This is a genomic window from Acidovorax sp. Q11, assembly GCF_054950075.1.
In genome coordinates, this window is sequence record NZ_JBUDZG010000047.1 from 1 (window position 1) to 21,311 (window position 21,311).

The 21,311-nt window shown below is 65.7% G+C and carries 21 protein-coding genes; 13 read left to right on the forward strand and 8 right to left on the reverse strand.

From position 1 onward, the window contains the following. Positions 1–275 precede the first annotated feature (275 nt). Complete coding sequence (locus ACYZGB_RS21555) at positions 276–710, forward strand: hypothetical protein (protein ID WP_462390947.1); 435 nt, start codon at positions 276–278, stop codon at positions 708–710. 420 nt (positions 711–1,130) lie between these two features. On the opposite strand, the gene ACYZGB_RS21560 is transcribed toward ACYZGB_RS21555, so the two are convergent. Both ACYZGB_RS21560 and ACYZGB_RS21565 read right to left on the reverse strand, forming a co-directional pair. Then, on the reverse strand, positions 1,131–2,426 hold the full coding sequence (locus tag ACYZGB_RS21560; RefSeq protein WP_462390948.1) for a DUF445 domain-containing protein: 1,296 nt from the start codon (positions 2,424–2,426) through the stop codon (positions 1,131–1,133). A gap of 33 nt (positions 2,427–2,459) precedes the next feature. Beyond that, a complete protein-coding gene (locus ACYZGB_RS21565) occupies positions 2,460–3,599 on the reverse strand; it encodes a pyridoxal-phosphate-dependent aminotransferase family protein (RefSeq protein WP_462390949.1) in 1,140 nt (379 codons plus the stop codon). A 132-nt stretch (positions 3,600–3,731) separates the two neighbouring features. On the opposite strand from ACYZGB_RS21565, the gene ACYZGB_RS21570 reads away from it, so the two are divergent. Further along, a complete protein-coding gene (locus ACYZGB_RS21570) occupies positions 3,732–4,142 on the forward strand; it encodes a hypothetical protein (protein ID WP_462390950.1) in 411 nt (136 codons plus the stop codon). Between the two features lie 58 nt (positions 4,143–4,200). On the opposite strand, the gene ACYZGB_RS21575 is transcribed toward ACYZGB_RS21570, so the two are convergent. Continuing rightward, entirely contained in the window at positions 4,201–7,473 is a 3,273-nt protein-coding gene (locus ACYZGB_RS21575; RefSeq protein ID WP_462390968.1) for an acetyl-CoA carboxylase family protein, read from the reverse strand. Between the two features lie 173 nt (positions 7,474–7,646). Between ACYZGB_RS21575 and ltaE the strand changes: the two genes are divergently transcribed. Further along, positions 7,647–8,717 (forward strand): low-specificity L-threonine aldolase, encoded by a 1,071-nt coding sequence (gene ltaE, locus ACYZGB_RS21580; RefSeq protein WP_462390952.1) that lies wholly within the window; start codon positions 7,647–7,649, stop codon positions 8,715–8,717. Between the two features lie 6 nt (positions 8,718–8,723). On the opposite strand, the gene ACYZGB_RS21585 is transcribed toward ltaE, so the two are convergent. Next, complete coding sequence (locus ACYZGB_RS21585) at positions 8,724–9,443, reverse strand: YggS family pyridoxal phosphate-dependent enzyme (protein WP_462390953.1); 720 nt, start codon at positions 9,441–9,443, stop codon at positions 8,724–8,726. 37 nt (positions 9,444–9,480) lie between these two features. On the opposite strand from ACYZGB_RS21585, the gene ACYZGB_RS21590 reads away from it, so the two are divergent. The 4 genes from ACYZGB_RS21590 (at position 9,481) to ACYZGB_RS21605 (ending at position 13,459) form a co-directional block, all read left to right on the forward strand. Continuing rightward, positions 9,481–10,524, forward strand: coding sequence for a type IV pilus twitching motility protein PilT (locus tag ACYZGB_RS21590; protein ID WP_094289314.1), 1,044 nt, complete (start codon positions 9,481–9,483; stop codon positions 10,522–10,524). 57 nt (positions 10,525–10,581) lie between these two features. Then, on the forward strand, positions 10,582–11,217 hold the full coding sequence (locus ACYZGB_RS21595) for a cyclic nucleotide-binding domain-containing protein (protein WP_108617579.1): 636 nt from the start codon (positions 10,582–10,584) through the stop codon (positions 11,215–11,217). Between the two features lie 76 nt (positions 11,218–11,293). After that, entirely contained in the window at positions 11,294–12,430 is a 1,137-nt protein-coding gene (locus ACYZGB_RS21600) for a PilT/PilU family type 4a pilus ATPase (RefSeq protein ID WP_462390954.1), read from the forward strand. A gap of 114 nt (positions 12,431–12,544) precedes the next feature. Next, a complete protein-coding gene (locus ACYZGB_RS21605) occupies positions 12,545–13,459 on the forward strand; it encodes an NAD(P)-dependent oxidoreductase (protein WP_462390955.1) in 915 nt (304 codons plus the stop codon). A gap of 200 nt (positions 13,460–13,659) precedes the next feature. Here ACYZGB_RS21605 and ACYZGB_RS21610 read toward each other — a convergent pair whose 3' ends face one another. From ACYZGB_RS21610 to ACYZGB_RS21620, 3 genes are all read right to left on the reverse strand, one after another. Then, the gene (locus tag ACYZGB_RS21610; RefSeq protein WP_462390956.1) at positions 13,660–14,325 is read right to left on the reverse strand and encodes a BON domain-containing protein; all 666 of its coding nucleotides are present in this window, start codon (positions 14,323–14,325) and stop codon (positions 13,660–13,662) included. After that, complete coding sequence (locus ACYZGB_RS21615) at positions 14,325–14,924, reverse strand: SIS domain-containing protein (RefSeq protein ID WP_462390957.1); 600 nt, start codon at positions 14,922–14,924, stop codon at positions 14,325–14,327. Before ACYZGB_RS21615 ends, ACYZGB_RS21610 begins: the two co-directional genes overlap by 1 nt. A 108-nt stretch (positions 14,925–15,032) precedes the next feature. Next, positions 15,033–15,464: a YraN family protein gene (locus tag ACYZGB_RS21620; RefSeq protein ID WP_462390959.1), complete on the reverse strand. Its 432-nt coding sequence runs from the start codon at positions 15,462–15,464 to the stop codon at positions 15,033–15,035. On the opposite strand from ACYZGB_RS21620, the gene rsmI reads away from it, so the two are divergent. Next, the gene (gene rsmI, locus ACYZGB_RS21625) at positions 15,464–16,405 is read left to right on the forward strand and encodes a 16S rRNA (cytidine(1402)-2'-O)-methyltransferase (protein WP_462390960.1); all 942 of its coding nucleotides are present in this window, start codon (positions 15,464–15,466) and stop codon (positions 16,403–16,405) included. The genes ACYZGB_RS21620 and rsmI overlap by 1 nt on opposite strands. Positions 16,406–16,551: 146 nt before the next feature. Here rsmI and ACYZGB_RS21630 read toward each other — a convergent pair whose 3' ends face one another. Next, a complete protein-coding gene (locus ACYZGB_RS21630; RefSeq protein WP_462390962.1) occupies positions 16,552–17,805 on the reverse strand; it encodes an Hsp70 family protein in 1,254 nt (417 codons plus the stop codon). Positions 17,806–18,223: 418 nt separating this feature from the next. Here ACYZGB_RS21630 and ACYZGB_RS21635 point away from each other — a divergent pair, with 418 nt between their 5' ends. From ACYZGB_RS21635 to ACYZGB_RS21655, 5 genes are all read left to right on the forward strand, one after another. Next, positions 18,224–18,799 (forward strand): helix-turn-helix domain-containing protein, encoded by a 576-nt coding sequence (locus ACYZGB_RS21635; RefSeq protein WP_462390963.1) that lies wholly within the window; start codon positions 18,224–18,226, stop codon positions 18,797–18,799. A 78-nt stretch (positions 18,800–18,877) separates the two neighbouring features. Next, the gene (locus ACYZGB_RS21640; protein WP_462390964.1) at positions 18,878–19,522 is read left to right on the forward strand and encodes a hypothetical protein; all 645 of its coding nucleotides are present in this window, start codon (positions 18,878–18,880) and stop codon (positions 19,520–19,522) included. Then, positions 19,519–19,665 (forward strand): hypothetical protein, encoded by a 147-nt coding sequence (locus ACYZGB_RS21645; RefSeq protein ID WP_158274175.1) that lies wholly within the window; start codon positions 19,519–19,521, stop codon positions 19,663–19,665. The genes ACYZGB_RS21640 and ACYZGB_RS21645 overlap by 4 nt, the downstream gene beginning before the upstream one ends. Before the next feature lie 610 nt (positions 19,666–20,275). Further along, positions 20,276–20,437: a hypothetical protein gene (locus ACYZGB_RS21650; RefSeq protein WP_462390965.1), complete on the forward strand. Its 162-nt coding sequence runs from the start codon at positions 20,276–20,278 to the stop codon at positions 20,435–20,437. A gap of 204 nt (positions 20,438–20,641) precedes the next feature. After that, entirely contained in the window at positions 20,642–21,259 is a 618-nt protein-coding gene (locus tag ACYZGB_RS21655; RefSeq protein WP_462390967.1) for a phage/plasmid replication domain-containing protein, read from the forward strand. Positions 21,260–21,311: the final 52 nt, after the last annotated feature.

The following is a 21,311-nucleotide window of genomic DNA, read 5'->3' on the forward strand; positions in this document are numbered from 1 at the left end:
GCGATGAACCAATTCGCGATCCTCTACGAAGACCGGTTCACCAAATCGAGCACGTAAGATCCTCAATCAGCTTCACGAAATCGGTGAAGGTTCAATTAGCCTCACACACGGAAATTCGGACAGGCCCTCTATAGGTTCTAGCGACTTGGCGTTGCGTGCCAGCCAAATCCAACGTTGAGCGTCCGCCTTCTCTAACTGTCACTGGCTGGCCTCCGGCCGGTAGCTGCAGTAGGACCTCCGACAATCCGAAGCTCCATCGTCTTCCATTTCGCACCATGCTCAGTGACGCTCCGTCCACCCTCCTCCAATCCGGCAACGCCCTCGTCGCCCAGGCACAAGCCGTAGCCACACAAGACTTTGCCGCAGCGCGGGCGTTGTGGCGGCAGGCTGGCGCGCTGTTTCAACGGGCGCATGAAGCCGACCCCACGCAACACGCAGCAGCGTTTCGACTGGGACAGGCGTGGGTGGCCGAGGCCCATGCGTTGCAGAAAGAAGGGTCAGAGGATGCAACGGCCATGTGGCGAAAGGCGGCGCTGCAGTGCGAGGTGGCCTTTGCGCTCGACCCGCACCATGCGGTGACGGCCATGCACATCGCCAGTTGCTACGCCTGGGCGCAAGACGCGGACGCCAAGCAAGCCTGGGCGCAGATTGCGCAGCATCTGCAGGAAGAACACGCGGCCCACATGGCGGCGGATGAGGCGGCACGCTAGCCGCGCAGCGCGGGCGCGGCCGAGCAACGCGATGGCCCGCGTGGCTGTTCGGCTGTTGGATGTTCGGCTGTCCACCCCCTGCTGGCTGCGCCTGCGGCGGGGCGGTTGCGGGGTGAGCATGCGCGTCGGAGCGCGCATGCCTCGTGAACTGACTCGCCGTGGTTGTCCGAGCGGCGCTGCGCAGCAGCAAAGCGAGTTCCACGGCGCACCCCGCAGCCGCCCCGACGCAGGTTTGCCCCTTCGCACAGCGAAGGGGTCGCAGACTGGGGGTCGCCTTTCTTTTGGGTACTTTTCTTTGGCGAAGCAAAGAACAAGTACCTCGCCCGCCGGGGCGAGTCCCGGCTTCCGCCCTTTGCACAGGCACGCCGCTGAAATCAGCGCACAAGCCCAGGCTTCGACAGACTCAGCCCGAACGAGTGGTCAGCCGCCCACCACCGCCCGCCAAATCTCCCCAGCGTGCGACACCACAAACAGCACCAGCCCGATCAGCCCGCCCACCACGGTCCCGTTGATGCGGATGTACTGCAAATCCTTCCCAATGTTCAGCTCAATCAGCTGCGTCATCTCCTCGGTATCCCATCGCCGCACGGTGTCCTCAATGTGCTGCGCAATGAACGCCGACACATCCGGCGCCAGTCCCTCCACCCACCGCTCAAGCCGGTCATTGAACGACTGCCGCAGCGCCGCATCCCCCGCCAGCGACTCCCCCAGCCACAACCCCAGCTTGCCCACCTGCCGCGCCACCACCGAATCGGCATCGGCCAAATCACGCTGCAGCGCTCCGCGCAGATCCAGCCACAACGCCTGCACATAGCCGCCCACGGTGGCGTCCGTCTGCAGCCAGGTGCGGATCTCCTCGCCCTTGTGCACCCACTCGGGATCGCTGCGCAAGCGCTCGATGAAGCGCTGCACCGCCGCATCGAACTGCGCGCGCAGGGCGTGCTGCGGGTTGCCGGCGACGTCGGCCATCACGCTCTCCAGCGCGCGTGCCAGCAGGGCCGAGCCCTTGTCGCCCAGCCAGTCGCTGGGCAACAGCTTTTCGGTACGCGGGTGGTCCTTCTTGAGCCAGGCCACGATGGTCTGCGCGACCCAGGCGCGGGTTGGTTCGTTCTGCAACAGTTCGATGAGCTTGGCCAGCACATCGTCCAGCAGCGCCTGGTGGCGGCCGTTGTGCGTGAGGGTGTCGAGCACCGCCGCCAGGGCACGCGACATATCCACCTGCCCGATCAATGCGCGCGCCGCCTTCTGGATGAAGCGCTCCACCTGCGCGTCCTGCACCGTCTCCAGCGCGGCCGATGCCAGGCGCGTGGCCTGGTGCCCCAGCAGCGCGGCGTTGCCGGGCGCCGTCAACCACTGCGCCAGCCGCTCGGCGGGGTCGTGCCGGCGGATCAGAGACACCAGCGAGGGCACATCCAGGAACTTGTCGCACACAAAGGTGGCGAGGTTGCGGCCGATGCGCGCTTGGTTGCGCGCAATGACCGCTGTGTGCGGAATGGGCAGGCCCAGCGGGCGCCGGAACAGCGCCACCACCGCAAACCAGTCGGCCAGCGCACCCACCATGGCGGCTTCAGCCATGGCTTTCACGCAGTTGAGCAGCAGGCCGCGTTCGACCACGCTGGTGGCGATGAACACCGTCGTCACCAGCAGCAATAGGCCCAGTGCCTGGCGCTTGGCCCGGCGCAAGGCGAAAATTGCGCTATCAGTCTCGGCGTTCATCCGGGCAAGCCCGCCGACTTGGACCGCAACCCGTCAGGCCGCCGCCGCAATCTGGTCCAGCGCCTTTGACAAGTGGCCCACGGTGCGGTCCACGTTGTGCCACTTCTCCAGGCCAAACAGGCCGATGCGGAAGGTCTTGAAGTCCGGCCCTTCATCGCACTGCAGCGGCACACCCGCAGCAGTCTGCAGGCCCACTTCCATGAACTTCTTGCCGTTCTGGATGCCGGGGTCGGTGGTGTAGCTCACCACCACGCCCGGCGCCTTGAAGCCGTCTGCCGCCACGCTGGGGAAGCCGCGCGATTCGAGCAGCGCGCGCACCTTGGCGCCCAATTCGATCTGCTCGTCACGCACCTTGGCAAATCCATATTCACGCGTCTCGGCCATCACCTCGCGCAGGCGCACCAGCGCATCCGTGGGCATGGTGGTGTGGTACGCGTGCTGGCCCTTTTCGTAGCCCTCGGCAATCTGCATCCACTTCTTGAGGTCGCACGAGAAGCTGCTGCTCGTGGTGCCCTCGATGGCTTCGCGCGCACGCTCGGACAGCATCACCATGGCGCAGCAAGGCGATCCGCTCCAGCCCTTTTGCGGCGCGCTGATGAGCACATCCACGCCCGTGGCCTGCATGTCCACCCACATCGCGCCCGAGGCAATGCAGTCGAGCACAAACAGCGCACCCACCTCATGGGCAGCGGCCGTCAGCGTGCGGATGTAGTCGTCCGAAAGGATGATGCCGCTGGCCGTCTCCACGTGGGGGGCGAACACCACCTTGGGTTTTTCGGCGCGGATGGTGGCCGCCACCTCATCGGCTGGGCAGGGTGCCCAGGGTGCCTGCGGGCCGTCGCCTTGGCGGCGCGCCTTGCACACCACCGCGCCGCCACCCAGGCCCGTGTCGGCATCAAAGATCTGGCTCCAGCGGTAGCTGAACCAGCCGTTGCGCACGATGAGCACCTTTTCCTTGTTGGCGAACTGGCGGGCCACGGCCTCCATGCCGAAGGTGCCGCTGCCGGGCACCAGCACGGCGGTGTGGGCGTGGTAGACCTCTTTCAGCGTGGCCAGAATGCCCTGCATCACGCCGGTGAAGCGCTTGGACATGTGGTTGAGCGCACGGTCGGTGTAGACCACCGAGAATTCAAGCAAACCATCGGGGTCGATATCGGGCAAAAGGCCGGGCATGAAGTGTTCTCCTTAATTTTGTTCAGCAGCGCAAGCATACTGGGATGAAGCTCCGCGAGGCGCCCGGGCACTGGGCGCACGACACATGGCCCGTCCATGCCGCAGAGGAACCTTCTGAAATACACTCCGCCGATGGCCAACGGACGTCCAATCTCCAGAACGCTCAGTGAGGGCTTCCACGCGTCATTTGCTGCACTCAAAGCCGTTTGGACATGGATCAACACACCCACGGGCACTTTGCTGATCATTTGTGCGGTCTGCTGTGTGCCCCTGGCGCTTTCCATTGCTGGAGAGCCGAACCCGTTCAAACCCAAAACAACACTCCACAGGCTGCAAGACAGCCCCATGATTGGCATGCTGATCGTCCTGTGCGCTGCCGTTTCCTTGGCAGCGCTGCGGATCAGCAAGTCTCACCGGAGCGTGACCCGTATCCTGGGTCTGGCGTTCGCCGCAGCGGCACTGGCCTCCGGCCTGGCCTTTGACGTAGGCGTCGGATCCACCATGGCATTGGCAGCCACCTCACTCCTGCGCGCTAAGAAGTAAGAGATAGGCAGAGGATCGTTGGTGGATGCGCCGCAGAGCGGGTGCTCGGCGGTGCTGCCTACCAGGTATCTACACACCGGTGCCCCAGCGGCGCCACCTGCGCCGACGCCAGCCCGCGCGCCAGCCAAGCCCGCGTGTCGGCCGGGTCGATCACCGCATCGATCTCCAGCGTGGCGGCCATGTGCAGCGCCTCGCCGTTGGCGTACGACTTGGCCAGCAGCTTGGCGAACAGCGCGTCGCGCTCGGCGCCTTCAGGCAGGGCCTCCAGCTCCTTGCGAAAGCCCAGGCGCACGGCGCCTTCGAGGCCCATGGCGCCGAACTCGCCCGTGGGCCAGGCGACAGTGAACACGGGCGCATGGAAGCCTCCGGCCGTCATGCCCATGGCGCCCAGGCCGTAGCCCTTGCGCAGCACCACGCTGAAGGTGGGTACGCGCAGGCTGGCGGCGGTGACGAACAGGCGGCTCACGTGGCGCACCTGGGCCGTGGCTTCGACCTCGGGGCCGACCATGAAGCCGGGCGTGTCGACCAGGCTCACGATGGGCAGGCCATGCGCATTGCACAGCTGCATGAAGCGCGCGCCCTTGTCGGCCGCGTCGGCATCGATGGCGCCGCCCAGGTGCTGCGGGTTGTTGGCTAGCAGGCCCACGGGGCGGCCTTCGATGCGCGCCAGCGCCGTGTGGATGCCGGCGCCAAAGCCGGTGCGCAGTGGCAGCAGGCTGCCCTCGTCCACCAGGCCGGCCATCGCCGCGCGGGTGTCGTACACGCGCAGGCGGTTCTCGGGCACCACGGTGCGCAGCAGGCGCTGGTCGAGAGCGGACCACCGCGGTGTGCGGCCCTGAAAGAACGACAGGTAGTGGCGCGCAGCCTGCACCGCTCCGGCCTCGTCCTCCACCAGCACGTCGATCACGCCATTGGCATGCTGCACGCGGCTCGGGCCGATCTGCTCGGGCTTGAAGACGCCCAGCCCGCCGCCTTCGATCATGGCGGGGCCGCCCATGCCGATGTTGCTGGCGCGTGTGGCAATGATCACGTCGCTGCAGCCCAGCAGCGCCGCGTTGCCCGCAAAGCAGCGCCCCGCCGCGATGCCGATCACCGGCACCTGGCCCGACAGCGCCGCGTAGCTGGCAAAGGTGTGCACATGCAGCCCCGCCACCACGGGCATGTCGGTGTCGCCCGGGCGCCCGCCGCCGCCCTCGGCGAACAGCACCACGGGCAGCTTCTGCGCCAGCGCGATGCCGAGCATGCGGTCGGTCTTGGCGTGGTTGCGTGCGCCCTGGGTGCCCGCGAGCACGGTGGCGTCGTACGACATGACCACCGCGCGGGATTTCTCGTCGCCAAACAGTGCGCCATTGATGCCGCCAATGCCCGTGACCATCCCGTCGGCGGGCGTGTTGGCGATGAGGTCCTCCTTGCTGCGGCGGCGCGCCTGCGCGGCGATGGCGAGGGCGCCATATTCGATGAAGCTGCCGTCGTCGCACAGGTCGGCGATGTTCTCGCGCGCGGAACGGCCGCCTTGGGCGTGGCGCTTGGCGATCGCCTCGGGGCGCGCGGCGTCGAGCGTGAAGGCGTGGCGGTCGATCACGCGCTGCAGGTCGGCGCGGATGTGGTCGGGGCTGTGCGCAGCGCTGCCCTGCACTTCCACATCCGCCGCATCTGCAACTGCCTCCAGCACCAGCAGCGGCTGGCCCTGCGCCAGGTAGCTGCCCGCCACGGCCAGCAGCGCACCCACCCGGCCCGCGTGCGGGGCCAGCAGCACATGCTCCATCTTCATGGCTTCGAGCACGGCCAGCTCGGCACCGGCTGCGACCACGTCGCCTTCGGCCACGCAGAGCTGCACCAGGCGCGCGGGCATGGGGGCGAGCACGGTACCTGCGGGTGTTTGGGTTGCGGATTCCAAGGTTTTTTGGCCGTCTCCGCGCTCTGCATATACCTCAATAGCTATATTTTTAATAGCGCCAAGCAATGACGGCAACACCGACTCCAGCCAGCGGGTGTGCACCTGCTGGTTTTCCATCTCAGGCCGTGCGGCCAGGGCCTGAAGCAATGCCAGGTTGGTGGCCAGGCCCTCGATGCGGCACTCGGCCAGTGCGCGCTGAGAGCGGCGCAGCGCATCGGCAAAGTGCGGGCCACGCGTGTGCACGATGAGCTTGGCCAGCAGCGTGTCGTAGTGCGGGGATGGTGTGGCGCCCGCTGCGCCATGCGTGTCCACGCGCACGCCCGGGCCCGTGGGCAGGTCAAAGCGGCTGAGCATGCCGCTGCCGGGCGTGGCGTTGCCCTGCGCGTCCAGTGTCTCGGCGTTGATGCGCCACTGCACGGCAAAGCCCAACACGGCAGGCGGTGCGGCAGGGTCGAGGCCGATGTCCTGCAGCGTGCGGCCTGCGGCCAGCGCGATCTGCGCCTGCACCAGGTCCACGCCCGTGACCTCTTCGGTGATGGTGTGCTCCACCTGCAGGCGTGGGTTGCATTCGATGAATACGAAGGGCAGGTCGCTGGAAGCCAGGTCCACCAGGAACTCGAAGGTGCCCAGGCCTTCATAAGCCACGGCGCGCGCCATGGACAGTGCGGCGGTGGTGATGCGCTCGCGCAGCACTGCAGGCAACGAAGGGCTGGGCGCGATCTCCACCACCTTCTGAAAGCGCCGCTGCAGCGTGCACTCGCGCTCGCCCAAGGCAATCACCTCGCGCCCGTCGCCCAGCACCTGCACCTCGATATGGCGCGCGTTGCCCATCAGGCGCTCCACGTACACGCCGTCCACACCAAAGGCGGCCTGTGCCTCGCTGCGGCAGCGCGCGTAGGCAGCGGGCAAGTCATCGGCCGACGCCACCGCACGCATGCCCCGCCCGCCGCCGCCACCGATGGCCTTGATGACGATGCCGGCGGCGGCATGCTGCGCGAAGAAGGCCTGCGCCTCCTCCCCCGTCACCGCCGCCTGCGTGCCGGGCATGAGCGGCACGCCCTGCTGCTGCGCCAGCGCACGGGCCTGCGCCTTGTCGCCGAACAGCGCCAGCTGCGCGGGCGTGGGGCCGATGAAGCGCAACCCCGCCTCGGCACAGGCTCGGACAAAGTCAGCGCGCTCGCTCAGGAATCCATAGCCTGGGTGCACCGCATCGCAGCCCTGCGCGTGGGCAATGGCAATGAGGCGCGCGCCGTCCAGGTACGCCACGGGGCCGGTGGCGCCCAGCGCCACGGCGGCGGTGGCCGCGTGCACATGGGGGCTGGTGGCGTCGTCGTCGGCAAACACGGCCACGCTGGCAATGCCCAGGTCGTGCAGGGCGCGCACAGTGCGCAGCGCGATTTCGCCCCGGTTGGCAACGAGGACTTTGGTGAACAAGGGGCGGTCGGTCATGCAGAGGTCCCAACGGATGGCAAGGGTTGCGCTGCATTCTGGCGGCGACAGGCATGTACCCATGGCAAACAAGCGACAGCCGCCGCCCCGAAGAAACCCCGCAGCAGCCAGACGCACCGGCCCGCCGCTACGATGCACCTTTTGCTTTCAGGACGACCATGCCCGACTTCCGCAGCGACACAGTCACCCAGCCCACGCCCACCATGCGCGAGGCGATGTTCAAGGCCCCGCTGGGCGACGATGTGTTTGCCGACGACCCCTCAGTGAACGCACTGCAGGAGCATGCGGCCGAGCTGCTGGGTTTTGAGGCTGCGCTGTTCGCCCCCTCGGGCACCCAGACCAACCTGATTGCGCTGTGGGGGCACTGCCAGCGTGGCGACGAAGCCATCGTGGGCCAGAGCTGGCACACCTACCGCTGGGAGGCGGGTGGCATGGCGGTGCTGGGCTCCATCCAGCCCCAGCCCGTCGAGACCCAGCCCGACGGCACGCTGCGCGTGGCCGACATCGCGGCCGCCATCAAACCGGACGACCCGCACTTTGCGCGCACCCGCCTCGTCGTGCTGGAGAACACCACCGGCGGCCAGGTGCTGCCGCCCGCCTACATCGCCGAGGTGGCGCAACTGGCGCGCAGCCGGGGGCTGGCGATGCACCTGGACGGCGCGCGGATGTTCAATGCTGCAACGGCCAACGCTGCACGCAATGGCACGGATGTGTATGACGAGGCGCGCACGCTGTGCAGCCACTTTGACTCTGCATCGCTGTGCCTGAGCAAGGGCCTGGGCGCGCCCGTGGGCTCGCTGGTGCTGGGCTCGCGCGACTTCATCCGGCAGGCCCGCCGCACCCGCAAGATCCTGGGCGGCGGCATGCGCCAGGCCGGTGTGCTGGCCGCTGCGGGCCACTATGCGCTGGAGCACCATGTGCGCCGCCTGGCCGATGACCACGCGAACCTGGACCGGCTGGCGCAAGGCCTTTCCGAGGCTAACCGCAGCCACCCCGTGCTACAGGGCCGCATCACGGTGCTGCCGTGGCAGACCAATATTCTGTTCACCGATCTGCACGCCGACGTGGCACCCGCCTTCACCGCGTGGCTGGCACAGCACGGCGTGCGCGTGACCAGCAGCCTGTATGGCGGCGCCACCCGACTGCGGTGGGTGACGCACCTGGATGTGAGCGAGGCGAATGTGACAGCGGCGCTGGACTGCGTGGCGCGCTTCACGCTGCCGAGCTGAAACCGCTCAAGCGGTGGGGTAGGTCCTTCCACCAAACACCCCGGTGCCCACACGCACCAGCGTGCTGCCGGCCTGGATGGCGGCCTCCAGGTCGGCCGTCATGCCCAGGGACAGGGTGTCGAACTGCGCCAAGCCTGGCTCCTTCAGCGCAGCAATCTGGTCAAAAAGCATTCTGGCGCGCATGTGGATTGCCCGTTGCGCTTCCAATTCAGGAGCATGGTCGGGGATGGCCATGAGCCCCCGCACCACCAGCCGTGGCAGTTTTGCGACAGCCCGCGCCAACTCCAGCGCATCGGCGGGCGCCACGCCCGACTTGGTGGGGCCACCGTCGATGTTGACCTGGATACATATATGTAACGGCGGCAGTTGCTCAGGGCGCTGGGCCGACAGGCGCTCGGCGATCTTGAGGCGGTCCACCGTGTGCACCCAGTCGAAGTGCTCGGCCACGGGGCGGGTCTTGTTGCTCTGGATGGGGCCGATGCAGTGCCACTGCAGCGCCACACCCGGCAAGGCGGCGCGCACTGCGGCAATCTTGTCCACGCCCTCCTGGATGTAGTTTTCGCCAAAGGCGCGCTGGCCAGCAGCCACCGCCTCCAGCACCGCGTCGGCGCCAAAGGTCTTGGAAACGGCCAGCAGGCCGACGCTGGCCGGATCACGCCCGGCGGCTGTGCACGCCTGCGCCATCCTGCCCAGAACCTGTTGGAGGTTGTTAGCAATCGTGGTCATAATGTTTGGCAAGCGTACCAAACGATAGAGGGACTCCGTGGACATCACCCAACTGCTCGCGTTCAGCGTCAAGAACAAGGCCTCCGACCTGCACCTCTCTGCTGGTCTGCCGCCCATGATCCGGGTCCACGGCGACGTGCGGCGCATCAACGTCGATGCGCTCGACCACAAGACAGTGCACGCCATGGTGTACGACATCATGAGCGACTCGCAGCGCAAGACATATGAAGAGTTTCTGGAGGTCGATTTCTCGTTCGAGATCGAAGGCCTGGCCCGTTTCCGCGTCAACGCCTTCAACCAGAACCGGGGCGCCGCCGCCGTGTTCCGGACCATTCCAAGCAAGATCCTGACACTGGAGCAACTCAACGCGCCCAAGATCTTCGGCGATCTGGCCCTCAAACCTCGCGGCCTGGTGCTGGTGACTGGCCCCACGGGCTCGGGCAAGTCCACCACGCTGGCGGCCATGGTGAACTACCTCAACGAATCCGAATACGGCCACATCCTCACGGTGGAAGACCCGATCGAGTTCGTGCACGAATCCAAGAAGTGCCTGATCAACCAGCGCGAAGTGGGCCCGATGACGCTGTCGTTTGCGGCGGCGCTCAAATCTGCGCTGCGCGAAGACCCGGACGCGATCCTGGTGGGCGAAATGCGCGACCTGGAAACCATCCGCCTGGCCATGACCGCCGCAGAAACGGGCCACTTGGTGTTCGGCACGCTGCACACATCGAGCGCCGCCAAGACCATTGACCGGATCATCGACGTGTTCCCTGCCGAAGAAAAGGAAATGGTCCGCGCGATGTTGTCCGAATCGCTGCAGGCAGTGATCTCGCAGACGCTGTGCAAGACCAAGGACGGCTCGGGCCGTGTGGCCGCGCACGAGATCATGCTGGGCACCAGCGCCATCCGCAACCTGATCCGTGAAGCCAAGGTGGCGCAGATGTATTCCACCATCCAGACCAGCAACAGCGTGGGCATGCAGACACTGGACCAGAACCTCACGGACCTTGTCCGGCGCAACATCATCAGCCCGGCCGAGGCGCGTGCCAAGGCCAAGATCCCCGAGAATTTCCCTGGCTGATCCGCGCCCATCCATGTACTTTGCGACCCGACCAAAGGCCGCATACCGGAGCACCTTATGAAAGGCATTCTGAGCCTTCTGAAAATGAAAACCCGCAACAGCAAGGTGGGGGACGACCACACGGATTCCGTGTTGTTCTCCACCGCGTTTGCAGGCCAGGGGGTGGACGACTCGATGCTGGTGCCCTGGGAGGCCCGCGCTGTCGAAGTGGGTGCCAAGCGCCTGCCCACCAGCCGCGGCGGCAAGCTGCTGCAGGGCCTGTGGGCCAAAGACAAGTACATGGCACACCTGGACAAGGACGCCGTGGAGCGCATGGAGCGCTTCTTCGAATTTGCGGCCATCCCCTCCAACCGCGACGTGATTCGCCAGGACGAGTACGGCAACTTCATGGTGGTGCTGCTCACTGGCACCATTGCGGTGGACCGCGTTCAGCCCTGGGGCGAACAACTTCGCCTGGCCGAGACACGCCCCGGCGACATCCTGGGCGAGATGTCGCTGCTGGACAGCGGCATCCGCTTTTCGGCCTGCACCACACTCACCGACTGCGAGATCGCCGTGCTCTCCGCCGAGGCCATGGACGACATGATGAGCAAGGACCCGCAGCTCGCCGCCAGCCTGATTGCGCTGCTGGCCCGCAAGCTGTCGCTGCGCCTGCGCGTAGTGAGTGCACGCCTGAGCGACAACCAGAAGTGATGCAGGTGATGCAGCAACCCAAGACCCAGACCCATGAGCGTCCGACAGACGACGACCACCCCCGGGAGAAATTCTGATGGAACGCGATCAGGCCAGTAAATTCATCAACGACCTGCTCAAGCTGATGGTCAGCCGCAATGGCAGCGACTTGTTCATCACGGCGGAGTTTCCTCCGGCCATCAAGGTCGATGGCAAGGTGACCAAGGTGTCGCCCCAACCGCTCACGCCCACCCACACGCTCACGCTGGCACGTGCTGTCATGAGCGACAAGCAAGTGGCCGACTTCGAACGCACCAAGGAGTGCAATTTCGCCATCTCGCCCGCCGGCATCGGCCGCTTCCGCGTCAACGCCTTTGTCCAGCAGGGCCGCGTCGGCATGGTGCTGCGGACCATTCCGCTCACGCTGCCCACCATCGACGGCCTGGGCGTGCCCCAGGTGCTCAAGGAAGTGACGATGACCAAGCGCGGCCTGTGCATCCTGGTGGGTGCCACGGGCTCGGGCAAATCCACCACGCTGGCTGCGATGGTGGACTGGCGCAACGAGAACTCGTTCGGCCACATCATCACGGTGGAAGACCCGGTGGAGTTCGTGCACCCGCACAAGAACTGCGTGGTCACGCAGCGTGAGGTGGGCCTCGATACCGACAGCTGGGAAGCGGCGCTGAAGAACACGCTGCGCCAGGCGCCCGACGTGATCCTGATGGGCGAAATCCGCGACCGCGAAACCATGGAACATGCCGTGGCCTTTGCGGAAACCGGGCACTTGTGCCTGGCCACGCTGCACGCCAACAGCGCCAACCAGGCGCTGGACCGGATCATCAACTTCTTCCCCGAAGAACGCCGCGCGCAGCTGCTGATGGACCTGTCGCTCAACCTGCGCGCCATGGTGTCGCAGCGCCTGATCCCCAAGCAGGACGGCAAGGGCCGTGCGGCTGCGGTGGAGATCATGCTCAACACGCCGCTGATCTCCGATTTGGTCTTCAAGGGCGAGGTCTCCGAGATCAAGGAGATCATGAAGAAGAGCCGCAACCTGGGCATGCAGACCTTCGACCAGGCGCTGTTCGACCTGTACGAGGCCAATGTGATCAGCTACGAAGATGCGCTGCGCAACGCCGACTCGCTCAACGACCTGCGCCTGCAGATCAAGCTCAACAGCCAGCGTGCCAAGTCCCCCGACCTGGCCCAGGGCACCGAGCACTTCGCGATTGTGTGACCGGGGCCGCCCCGACTCTCAGGCCCCGTCGCCCCTGTTTCACCCCCTTTTCGCCCGCCCTCTTGGGCGGGTTTTCATTTCCACGAACCCGTTAACCCCCCCTCCGCTACCGCCATGCCAAGCACCAATCCCCGCACCTACGACGCCACCCCCTCCCGCAAGGTCGCCTTCCTGGGCCTGGGGGTGATGGGCTACCCCATGGCCGGGCACCTGGCCCTGGCCGGGCATGAAGTGACTGTGTACAACCGCACTGCTACAAAATCAGCAGCATGGTGCGCAGAATACGCAGGCGCAAAGGCCCCAAAACATGCCACAACGCCGCGCGAGGCGGCTGCGGGCGCCGACATCGTGTTCTGCTGCGTGGGCAATGACAACGACCTGCGCTCTGTGACCCTGGGGGCCGATGGTGCGTTTGCAGGCATGCAGCCTGGCGCCATTTTTGTGGACCACACCACGGCGTCGGCCGAAGTGGCGCGCGAGATGTATGCGGCCGCCAAGGCGCTGGGCCTGCAGTTCGTCGATGCGCCCGTCTCGGGCGGCCAGGCAGGTGCGCAGAACGGCCAGCTCACGGTGATGTGTGGTGGCGACGCCGCCGCTTTTGACGCCGCCCAGCCCGTGGCCATGGCGTTTTCGCGCGCCTTCACGCTGCTGGGCGAGAGCGGATCGGGCCAGTTGGCCAAGATGGTCAACCAGATCTGCATTGCCGGGCTGGTGCAGGGCCTGTCTGAAGCCGTGGCCTTTGGCCAGAATGCAGGCCTCGACATGAAGCAGGTGCTGGACGTGATCGGCAAGGGCGCCGCCCAGAGCTGGCAGATGGACAACCGGGGCAAGACCATGGTGGACGGCAAGTTCGACTTTGGTTTTGCCGTGGACTGGATGCGCAAGGACCTGGGTCTGGTGCTCGACGAAGCCAAGCGCAACGGCTCGCGTGTGCCGGTGACGGCGCTGGTGGACCAGTTCTATGCCGATGTGCAGCAGATGGGCGGCAATCGCTGGGACACCTCCAGCCTGATCAAGCGGTTGAAGTAAGAAGCCCCCCTGAGGCGCTTCGCGCCATCCCCCCAAGGGGGGACGCCCCGGCGCGGCGGGGCGGCCCTTGCGCGGGGGCACTGGCACCTGTCGCGCCAGTTTCATGGTGCAGCGCGCAATGCGAAGCCTCAAGAAAAAAGTCCCGAACCACGACACGCGGTTCGGGACTTTGATGATCCTGGAGTCAGATGCTGCCGCCCTCAGCCTCCTGCAGGCTGGGCGTCCGTCGTCACCGGCGCGGGCGGCGGCGCGATGCGGCGCAGCTCCTCTTCCGACACGATTTCGAACACACGCACGACCTTGCGCACATCGCTCACGCCGCGTGCGATCTCGGTGGCGCGGTTGGCTTCGCGCTGCGACACCCGGCCCATCAGGTACACGATGTTGCGCTCGGTCACCACCTTGAAGGAGTTGGCCGAGATGTCCTGGGCGTCCACCAGGCTGGCGCGCACCTTGCCGGTAATGAAGGTATCGTTGGAACGCTGGCCCAGCGAGCTGTTGGGCGCCACGGCCAGGTCATTGACCACCGAGCGGGTGTTCTCCACCTGCGAGACGATCTGCTCCACGGTCTGGCGGTCTTGCGCGTTGGGCACCTCGCCGGTCAGCAGTGCCTGGCGGTTGTAGCTGGTCACGTTGACGTGGACGCGGTCGCCCAGGGTCTCGCGGATGCGGTTGGCCGCACGCAGCTCGATGCCCTCGTCTTCGATCTGGGTACCGGTGGTGCGGCGGTCCACTGCCATCACGCCGCCCACCACGGCGCCACCCACGATCAGCGGGGCACAGGCTGACAGGCCTGCGGCCAGCGCGGCGGCGGCCAGCACTGTGCAGACGGCACGGCGGGTACGGGTCAGGGTTGGGTTGTTCATCACGGAATCTCCTGTTCACCAAGTAACTGGGCATCCACGCCGTCGCACAGGCAGTGCAGCGCCAGGGCATGGACTTCACGCACGCGCGCTGCGCGGTCGTGGGGCACGCTGATCAGCACATCGGTCTCGCGCAGCAGGGCAGCCAGCTTGCCGCCGGTGCGGCCGGTCAGCACCACCACGGTCATGTCGCGCTCGTGGGCGGCTTCGGTGGCGGCCAGCAGGTTGGCGTCGTTGCCGGTGACCGACAGGGCCAGCAGCACATCGCCCGCCTGCCCCAGCGCCCGCACCTGGCGGGCAAACTGCTGGGCCGCATCCTGGCTGGCCGCAGTGGCGGCCGTCAGCAAGGTGCTGTCGGCGGTCAGCGCCAGGGCGGCAAGCTCGGGCCGCTCGCGTTCAAAACCGGCCACACAGAAGGCGGCAAACTGCTGCGCTTCGGCGGCCGAGGCCCCGTTGCCACAGGCCAGCACCTTGCCGCCGCTGGTCACGCAGGCCAGCACGGCCTGCACGGCGGCAGCGATGGGGTGGCTGAGGGCTTGCGCGGCCTGGTACTTCAGGTCGGCGCTGTCGATGAAATGCTGTTGGATGCGTTGCTCAAGCATGAGGGCCCGATGATACCCGCCGCGTGTTACAGCTTTTGTAGCAAACCGTAGCCACCTGCATGGCTCCGGGGCATAAGCCCCTGTGCGGCGGTCGGGCCCGGATGCGCGCTACTGCGCATCAAATGCGGCCTGGAGCCACGACACCGAGGCGCCTTGCACCAGCACCACATCAAACCGGCAAGGCGGCGGCGATGGCAGGCGCGTGAGGTACTGCCGGGCCGCAAACACGATGCGCTGCTGCTTGGTGGCGCTGATGCTGGCTCCGGCACCGCCAAAGGCCTGGCTGCTGCGGCTGCGCACCTCCACAAACACCAGCGTGCCGTCCCGTGCACGCATCACCAGGTCAATCTCGCCCCCACCGCGCCCGGGCGTCCGATAATTGCGCACCACCAGCTGCAGGCCCGCTGCCTGCAGATGGGCCAGGGCCTGGTCTTCGGCGGCATTGCCGCGATCCCGCGTCGTGGCGGCTGGGGTGGTGGCAGCGGCTTGGGCCACCCGGCCCGGTGCGCCGTCCGGTTGTCTCTTATCAAGGAATTTCATTGAGCGCCTCTTTCGCTTCAGCCCTGGGCGCCGCACGCGATGCAGCGGCTGCGCAGCATTATCCAGAGGGTGCCTTGTACGTGGTGGCCACGCCCATCGGCAACCTGGCCGACATCACGCTGCGTGCGCTGCATGTGCTGCAGCTGGCCGACACCGTGGCCTGCGAGGACACGCGCCACACCCAGGCGCTGCTGCGCGCCTATGGCATCGACAAAGGCGCGGCCCAGCTGCTGGCCGTGCACCAGCACAACGAAGCCGAGGCGGCACAAGCCGTGGTGCAGCGGCTGCAGCAAGGCCAGCGGGTGGCCTATGTGAGCGACGCAGGCACCCCCGGCGTGAGCGACCCTGGCGCCCGCCTGGTGGCGGCCGTGCACGCCGCAGGCCTGCGCGCCCTGCCCCTGCCCGGCGCCAGCAGCATCACCACGGCCCTCAGTGCGGCCGGTGCCGTGGCCCACAGCGCCGAACATGGCGGCTTTGTGTTTGCCGGTTTTCTGCCCGTGAAGAATGCGGAACGCGCCAGCGTGATTGCGCAGCAACTGGCCAGCGAGCCCCGCTGCGTGGTGCTGCTGGAAGCCCCCCACCGCATCGGTGAACTGGCCCAGGCCCTGGGCGTGCTGGGCACGCGCCCGGTAACGCTGGCACGCGAGCTGACCAAGCAGTTTGAAGAAATCACCACCCAGCCCGCCCAGGCCCTGACGGCCTGGCTGGACGGCTCGCCCCAGCGCTCGCGCGGCGAATTCGTGGTGCTGCTGCACCCCGTGCCCGTGGCGGGCAACGACGGCGAAAGCCTGCGGGTGCTGCGCCTGCTGCTGGCCGAGCTGCCGCTGAAAAGCGCCGTCCGACTTGCAGCCGACATCACCGGCGCGTCGCGCAATGTGCTGTATGACACGGCCCTGGCGTGGAAGCGCGACGGATCGAACGGCACCGACGCCGCAGACTGACCCCACCACCGGTGTCGGTGGTGGCAGAGCCAAAAAATCTTGGTCAAAATGGCCGTCTCCGCTCGACCATCATGCCTTGATAGCTATTTATTTGATAGCAATCAACCCACCAACAATCCCGCAGCCAAAGCCCCGCCACAGGGGCCTCAGCCCGACACCGCCAGGCCTGCCGCCACACCACCAAACAGATCGCCTTCGACCTGCGGCGTGCTCGGGAAGGCTGCTTTCAGCGCCTGCCGCAACGGCCGCAGCGCCGACGAGCCCCCGGTGAGGTAGATCGCCTCCAGCCCCTGCCCCGCCAGCCCGGCGCTGCGCACACAGTCCTGCGCGCAGGCCACCACCTGCGCCAACGGCTGCTCCAGGAACTGCGCCAACCCCTGCGATGTCACCGCCGCCGCCAGGTCGGGCTCAATCCAGTCCAGCGGCATGGGCGCATCGGCATCCGACAGCGAGGCCGCAATCTTGGCCTGCTCCACCGTGTTGGCCAGGCGGTGCCCCAGGCGCTCGTTCAGCACCCACATCAGCCGCCCATGCAGGCGCGCGTCGGCATAGTCGGTGCGCAGGTTCTGCGCGTCGCGCAAGGCCCGGGGCGCATACAGCCACTGGATCAGGTGCCAGGTGGACAGGTCGAAGAACACCCGGCTCGGCACCTCGCGCCCCGTGGGCCCGGTGTGGCGAAAACCCAGCAGCGGCATGAGCAGGTCCAGGCTCAGGCGGCGGTCGAAATCCGTGCCGCCGATGTGCACACCCGTGGTGGCCAGCACGTCGGCACTGCGGTCCGCGCGCGCCATCCGCTCGGGGCCCAGACGCACCACGGTGAAGTCCGACGTGCCCCCGCCAATGTCCACCACCAGCACCAGCGACTCGTGCGCGATGCGTTGCTCGTAGTCCAGCGCCGCCGCAATGGGCTCGAACTGGAACGACACGTTCTCGAAGCCCGCCCCGAGCGCCGCCTGGCGCAGCGCGTCTTCGGCCTGCTGGTCACGCTCGGCATCGCCATCCACAAAATGCACCGGTCGCCCCATCACCACACGCGCGGGCAGGCCGCCCAGCTCTTCGCGAGCCTTCTGCGCCAACATGCGCAGGAACAGGCTGATGATGTCCTGGTAGCTCACCATCTTGTTGTGCACGGCGGTCTTGTCCTGCAGCAGCGCGCTTCCCAGCAGGCTCTTGAGCGAACGCATCAGTCGGCCCTCGGTGCCCGCCAGGTACTGCCCCACGGCATCGCGGCCAAAGTGCGTGCTGTGGTCCTCGCCATTGAAGAACAGCGCCGTCGGCAGCGTGTGCTCCGCCCCCTCCAGCGCAATCATCCGCGCAGGGCCCGCGCCTTGTCGCACCGCCATGGCGGAATTGGAAGTGCCAAAGTCGATACCGAGGGTGGTGTCGTGCAGAAGGGGCATGGGAAACGTGCGGGAGAGACTGAAAGGAGAACGGGCATACGGCAGACCGAGCCGTCCGCCACGCCCGCACAGCAAAGGCAACACCGGGCTGATCACGGGCGACACAAGAGGCCTTCGCCCATCACTGACACCGTGGTTGCAATGCGTGAAATTGAAAAAGCCCTTGATTCTTTCAAATCAAGGGCTTTTTGTTTGGTGGCCTGGGGCGGAATCGAACCACCGACACAAGGATTTTCAATCTCTCAAAAAATCCTTGCGCATCAACGGCCAACAAGAAAAAGCCCTCTACAAAAGGGAGCGGGATTGTGCCATGGGAACCCGCGTGTATCCTCAAGGCCCTCGCTATTTGTAGATGCTCGATCAAAGATGGTCAGATGCATGCCTCTAGCCCCACCCACCCAGCAATGAAGGTCGCCACGTGTCATCGGACAAGTCTGCCGCTCCAACTGAGAAGCTAGTTCTAGCTCCGGAGCTTGTTCAAGCCAGAGAGAAGCTTGGCCTTACTCAAGCCCAACTCGCCAGCGAGAGTGGTGTCTCACTGTCGGCAATCAAAAGCTATGAAATCGGGCGTACGTTTCCTGGCGCCCGCGAGATTCGCCAGCTCTGCCAAGCGTTAAAACTGACGCCCAACAAGCTGCTGTTTGGTGTCGATGACCCGTTTGCCTCACAGCAGGTGGGGGATGCAGCCCGGTTCCCCGGGCTTACGCCGACTGAAGTGCATCGCTGGCGCATGAAATTCCTGTTGGATCACCTCTCTGCAGAAGAGTGCGCCTCCCTCTATTTCCTGATGAGTGCATTGGTGCGATCCCGCCGAGGTGCGGCGGAGCTCGATGCAACTGAAGAAGATGCGGATTTGTTTGCTGGCGTAGAGCTGCTCGGTAAGGGTGAAATGAACATAGAACTCTTCCGCGTCATCACCAAAGACCCGGCGATAGCAAGACAGGTTTCTGATGCACTCAAGGCAGCCGCAGCTCCGGCAGAAGGTGATGATTAAATAAAATTTGACGTTTTCGAAACCTTGTCATAAAGTGCGGATCACGGTGATATTGCCGTTTTCCACACCAAGGTTTCAATGACTACTATCCGTAAGGGCGTCACGCCCGAACAGCTGCGCCAAGCAGCCAAAGACCTCAACCTGACGGTTGCGGCAATTGCAGAGGGCACCGGCCTGTCCAAGGCCTACATCAGCGAGTTCCGCAATGAAACTCGCAACCTCTCTGCCTCCCAGCAGGCCCAACTGCGCTCCTACCTTGAAGCCCAATACGAGGAACAGGGCCAAGACTTCCCCGAAGCACAGGACACCAGCGACCAAGAGCTGCTGAATGGCCTGGGCGGCATGGTCAAGCGCATCACGCGCCCTGCCATCCTGCTGTCTGAGGATGTGCCAGCTGCCCAGGTGGAAAAGCTCACCGATCTGATCGAGGCCAACCGCCTCAAGGTGGGCGACATCCTGAACACCGAGTTCGCCAAAGGTGGCTTTTTCGGTGGCGAATTCTCGGAAGCTACTGAGAACGCGATCCGCGAAATCTTCGCGCTGCTGGCCTTGAACTACGTGGCCATCCTGATGCTGCAGGGCCGGAACATCGCCCGCAAGCTGCCCGAAGGTGCCCAGCCCAAGACCATGGGCGACTGGCTGTCGGGCTACCTGGCGGCATCGCCATTGGCTGATCTGCTGCCCGAGGCTGACCCTGCCGATGCCGAAGCGGAGGCAGCATGAACACCTTCACCACGCCTATCTCGATGGTCGCCGGCTCTGGCAAGGGCGCAGCCCTGGCCGCCGGTGTGATCGGACTGCTTTTGATGCTCGCGCTTGCGTCCAAGAGCGATCCGACAGCACGCAATCAGACCACCGGACGGTGATTTTGATGCGGTCAGAACCGTCAAAACCCAGTTCTGATGCGGGTTTCGGGCCTGTTGCGTCTGCGGCGGTCGCGCAGACAGCAGCGGGCACCGGCTGGCCTACGCGCAGTAGCGGCGGCCAACACGCACGCAGCAGCCAGGCGGCCCCCTTCAATGCCAAACAGGGTGCATTCGCATCCCCCCGCCCTGCCCAGACGTGGCGCCACAAGGCGCCGACCGGGGCACCCGCTTGCACGCCAGTGCATGCGGGGGGGGAGGGAACCACGTTCGCCAGTGCGGCTGCACTCAGCACTGCCAGCGCCACCACCTGCGCCGGCCAGTTCCCCGCCCTTGGCGCGCCAGTAGAGGCCTGACATGAGCAAGCGCGCCAATGCAGCCTCACCTGGCTCCATCGCCGTTGCCACGCTGCCCGACGGCACCCGCAAACGCTTCCGCCACATACCGTGCTTCGACGCCTATCTGAGCGTGTGGCGCGCATCTGGCTTCCTGCTGACCTGGCAGGACCCCTGGACTGTAGCGATCACGCGCGGTGGGTTGGACGCCGGGCCTCATCGCCCCCTTGAATCGCCCACCACACAGGGCACCCCCTCAACCCCCTCGGAGACTTCACATGGTCAAGTTTGATCTCGGCATTGCCAAGCTCGATTGGTACGTGCTCCCCTCCCCTTCGGCCAGTACCGGCCCGTTCTCGTTCCTCATCGATCACGAGGGCATCTTCCTGGTCATCAAGCCGGTACAGCTCGCCCTGCTGTGGCCCTGGGTGAAGGTATGAGCCAGAAGCCCGCACAGCCCACCTTCGCCTGGTGGACCACCCCCACCACCCGCGCGTTGCATCGCGCGCCCACACAGCCCGCCACGGGCCTATATCGCCGTCCCTTTTCTGGCGCAAAGACCGCGCCTCAACGCCCCCCGGAGGCTCGCGGTGCAACAGCACAAATTTCCCCCTTCACGGGCAGTAACACCCCGTATGAGTCTCATGAGTGAGACAGCAGCCAGCGAAGCGCAGCAGCTCATGGGACTCGATACGGTACGGATCAAAAGCCCTTACATGGCGAAGAACATCGTGGACAAAGTGACCGCTCAGGGGGTGAGCTATCGGCAAATCCACAACGAAACCGGCGAAAAGCTGTGGGAGGTGACACGCACAAGCCTTCAGGCATCGCATGACGCTCGAATCATGGTGAAGCCGATGTATGAAGACTTTCTGGTGTCCAAGAGCGGCAAGCCAGAGTTGCACCCCAGTCCGCCCTATTTGATCGTGGAGTGCTCGATACCCAAGGCCATGCACGGCCAGAACATCTACGGGGTGATCGAGGACATGCAGGTCGCCTGCGAGAGTCTGCGGGCCTTGCTGGAAAGCCTCCTAGGGGTAGCTCTACCCCATACGAGTAAATGGACGGTGCAGCGGGTGGACTGGGCCGAGAGCTTCCAACTGCCCTATCAGGCGGTGCAGGAGTTCTTCGAGGGCATCTACCACGTGGCCTTCCCACGGCGGAAGATGCAGAAGTACGGCAAAGAATGTTGGCGCCGATTGAATCTTGACAGTGTGTGCCGATCCAACTTTGATAGGGGGCGTGTAGCCAGCGTTGGTTAGGCTGGCTGTGGATAACTATAGCCTCCTACTGGGCTTGCACCTCCAGGCTGGT

What these genes read in the sequence shown, in the direction of transcription:
- ACYZGB_RS21585 (WP_462390953.1), bottom strand. Translation starts at nt 9,443, where the DNA reads ATGACCACGATTGCTAACAACCTCCAACAGGTTCTGGGCAGGATGGCG.
- ACYZGB_RS21650 (WP_462390965.1), top strand. Translation starts at nt 20,276, where the DNA reads ATGGTCAAGTTTGATCTCGGCATTGCCAAGCTCGATTGGTACGTGCTC.
- ACYZGB_RS21610 (WP_462390956.1), bottom strand. Translation starts at nt 14,325, where the DNA reads ATGAACAACCCAACCCTGACCCGTACCCGCCGTGCCGTCTGCACAGTG.
- ACYZGB_RS21640 (WP_462390964.1), top strand. Translation starts at nt 18,878, where the DNA reads ATGACTACTATCCGTAAGGGCGTCACGCCCGAACAGCTGCGCCAAGCA.
- ACYZGB_RS21595 (WP_108617579.1), top strand. Translation starts at nt 10,582, where the DNA reads ATGAAAGGCATTCTGAGCCTTCTGAAAATGAAAACCCGCAACAGCAAG.
- ACYZGB_RS21615 (WP_462390957.1), bottom strand. Translation starts at nt 14,924, where the DNA reads ATGCTTGAGCAACGCATCCAACAGCATTTCATCGACAGCGCCGACCTG.
- ACYZGB_RS21630 (WP_462390962.1), bottom strand. Translation starts at nt 17,805, where the DNA reads ATGCCCCTTCTGCACGACACCACCCTCGGTATCGACTTTGGCACTTCC.
- ACYZGB_RS21600 (WP_462390954.1), top strand. Translation starts at nt 11,294, where the DNA reads ATGGAACGCGATCAGGCCAGTAAATTCATCAACGACCTGCTCAAGCTG.
- ACYZGB_RS21555 (WP_462390947.1), top strand. Translation starts at nt 276, where the DNA reads ATGCTCAGTGACGCTCCGTCCACCCTCCTCCAATCCGGCAACGCCCTC.
- ACYZGB_RS21560 (WP_462390948.1), bottom strand. Translation starts at nt 2,426, where the DNA reads ATGAACGCCGAGACTGATAGCGCAATTTTCGCCTTGCGCCGGGCCAAG.
- ACYZGB_RS21620 (WP_462390959.1), bottom strand. Translation starts at nt 15,464, where the DNA reads ATGAAATTCCTTGATAAGAGACAACCGGACGGCGCACCGGGCCGGGTG.
- ACYZGB_RS21645 (WP_158274175.1), top strand. Translation starts at nt 19,519, where the DNA reads ATGAACACCTTCACCACGCCTATCTCGATGGTCGCCGGCTCTGGCAAG.
- ACYZGB_RS21605 (WP_462390955.1), top strand. Translation starts at nt 12,545, where the DNA reads ATGCCAAGCACCAATCCCCGCACCTACGACGCCACCCCCTCCCGCAAG.
- ACYZGB_RS21570 (WP_462390950.1), top strand. Translation starts at nt 3,732, where the DNA reads ATGGCCAACGGACGTCCAATCTCCAGAACGCTCAGTGAGGGCTTCCAC.
- ACYZGB_RS21565 (WP_462390949.1), bottom strand. Translation starts at nt 3,599, where the DNA reads ATGCCCGGCCTTTTGCCCGATATCGACCCCGATGGTTTGCTTGAATTC.
- ACYZGB_RS21655 (WP_462390967.1), top strand. Translation starts at nt 20,642, where the DNA reads ATGAGTGAGACAGCAGCCAGCGAAGCGCAGCAGCTCATGGGACTCGAT.
- ltaE (WP_462390952.1), top strand. Translation starts at nt 7,647, where the DNA reads ATGCCCGACTTCCGCAGCGACACAGTCACCCAGCCCACGCCCACCATG.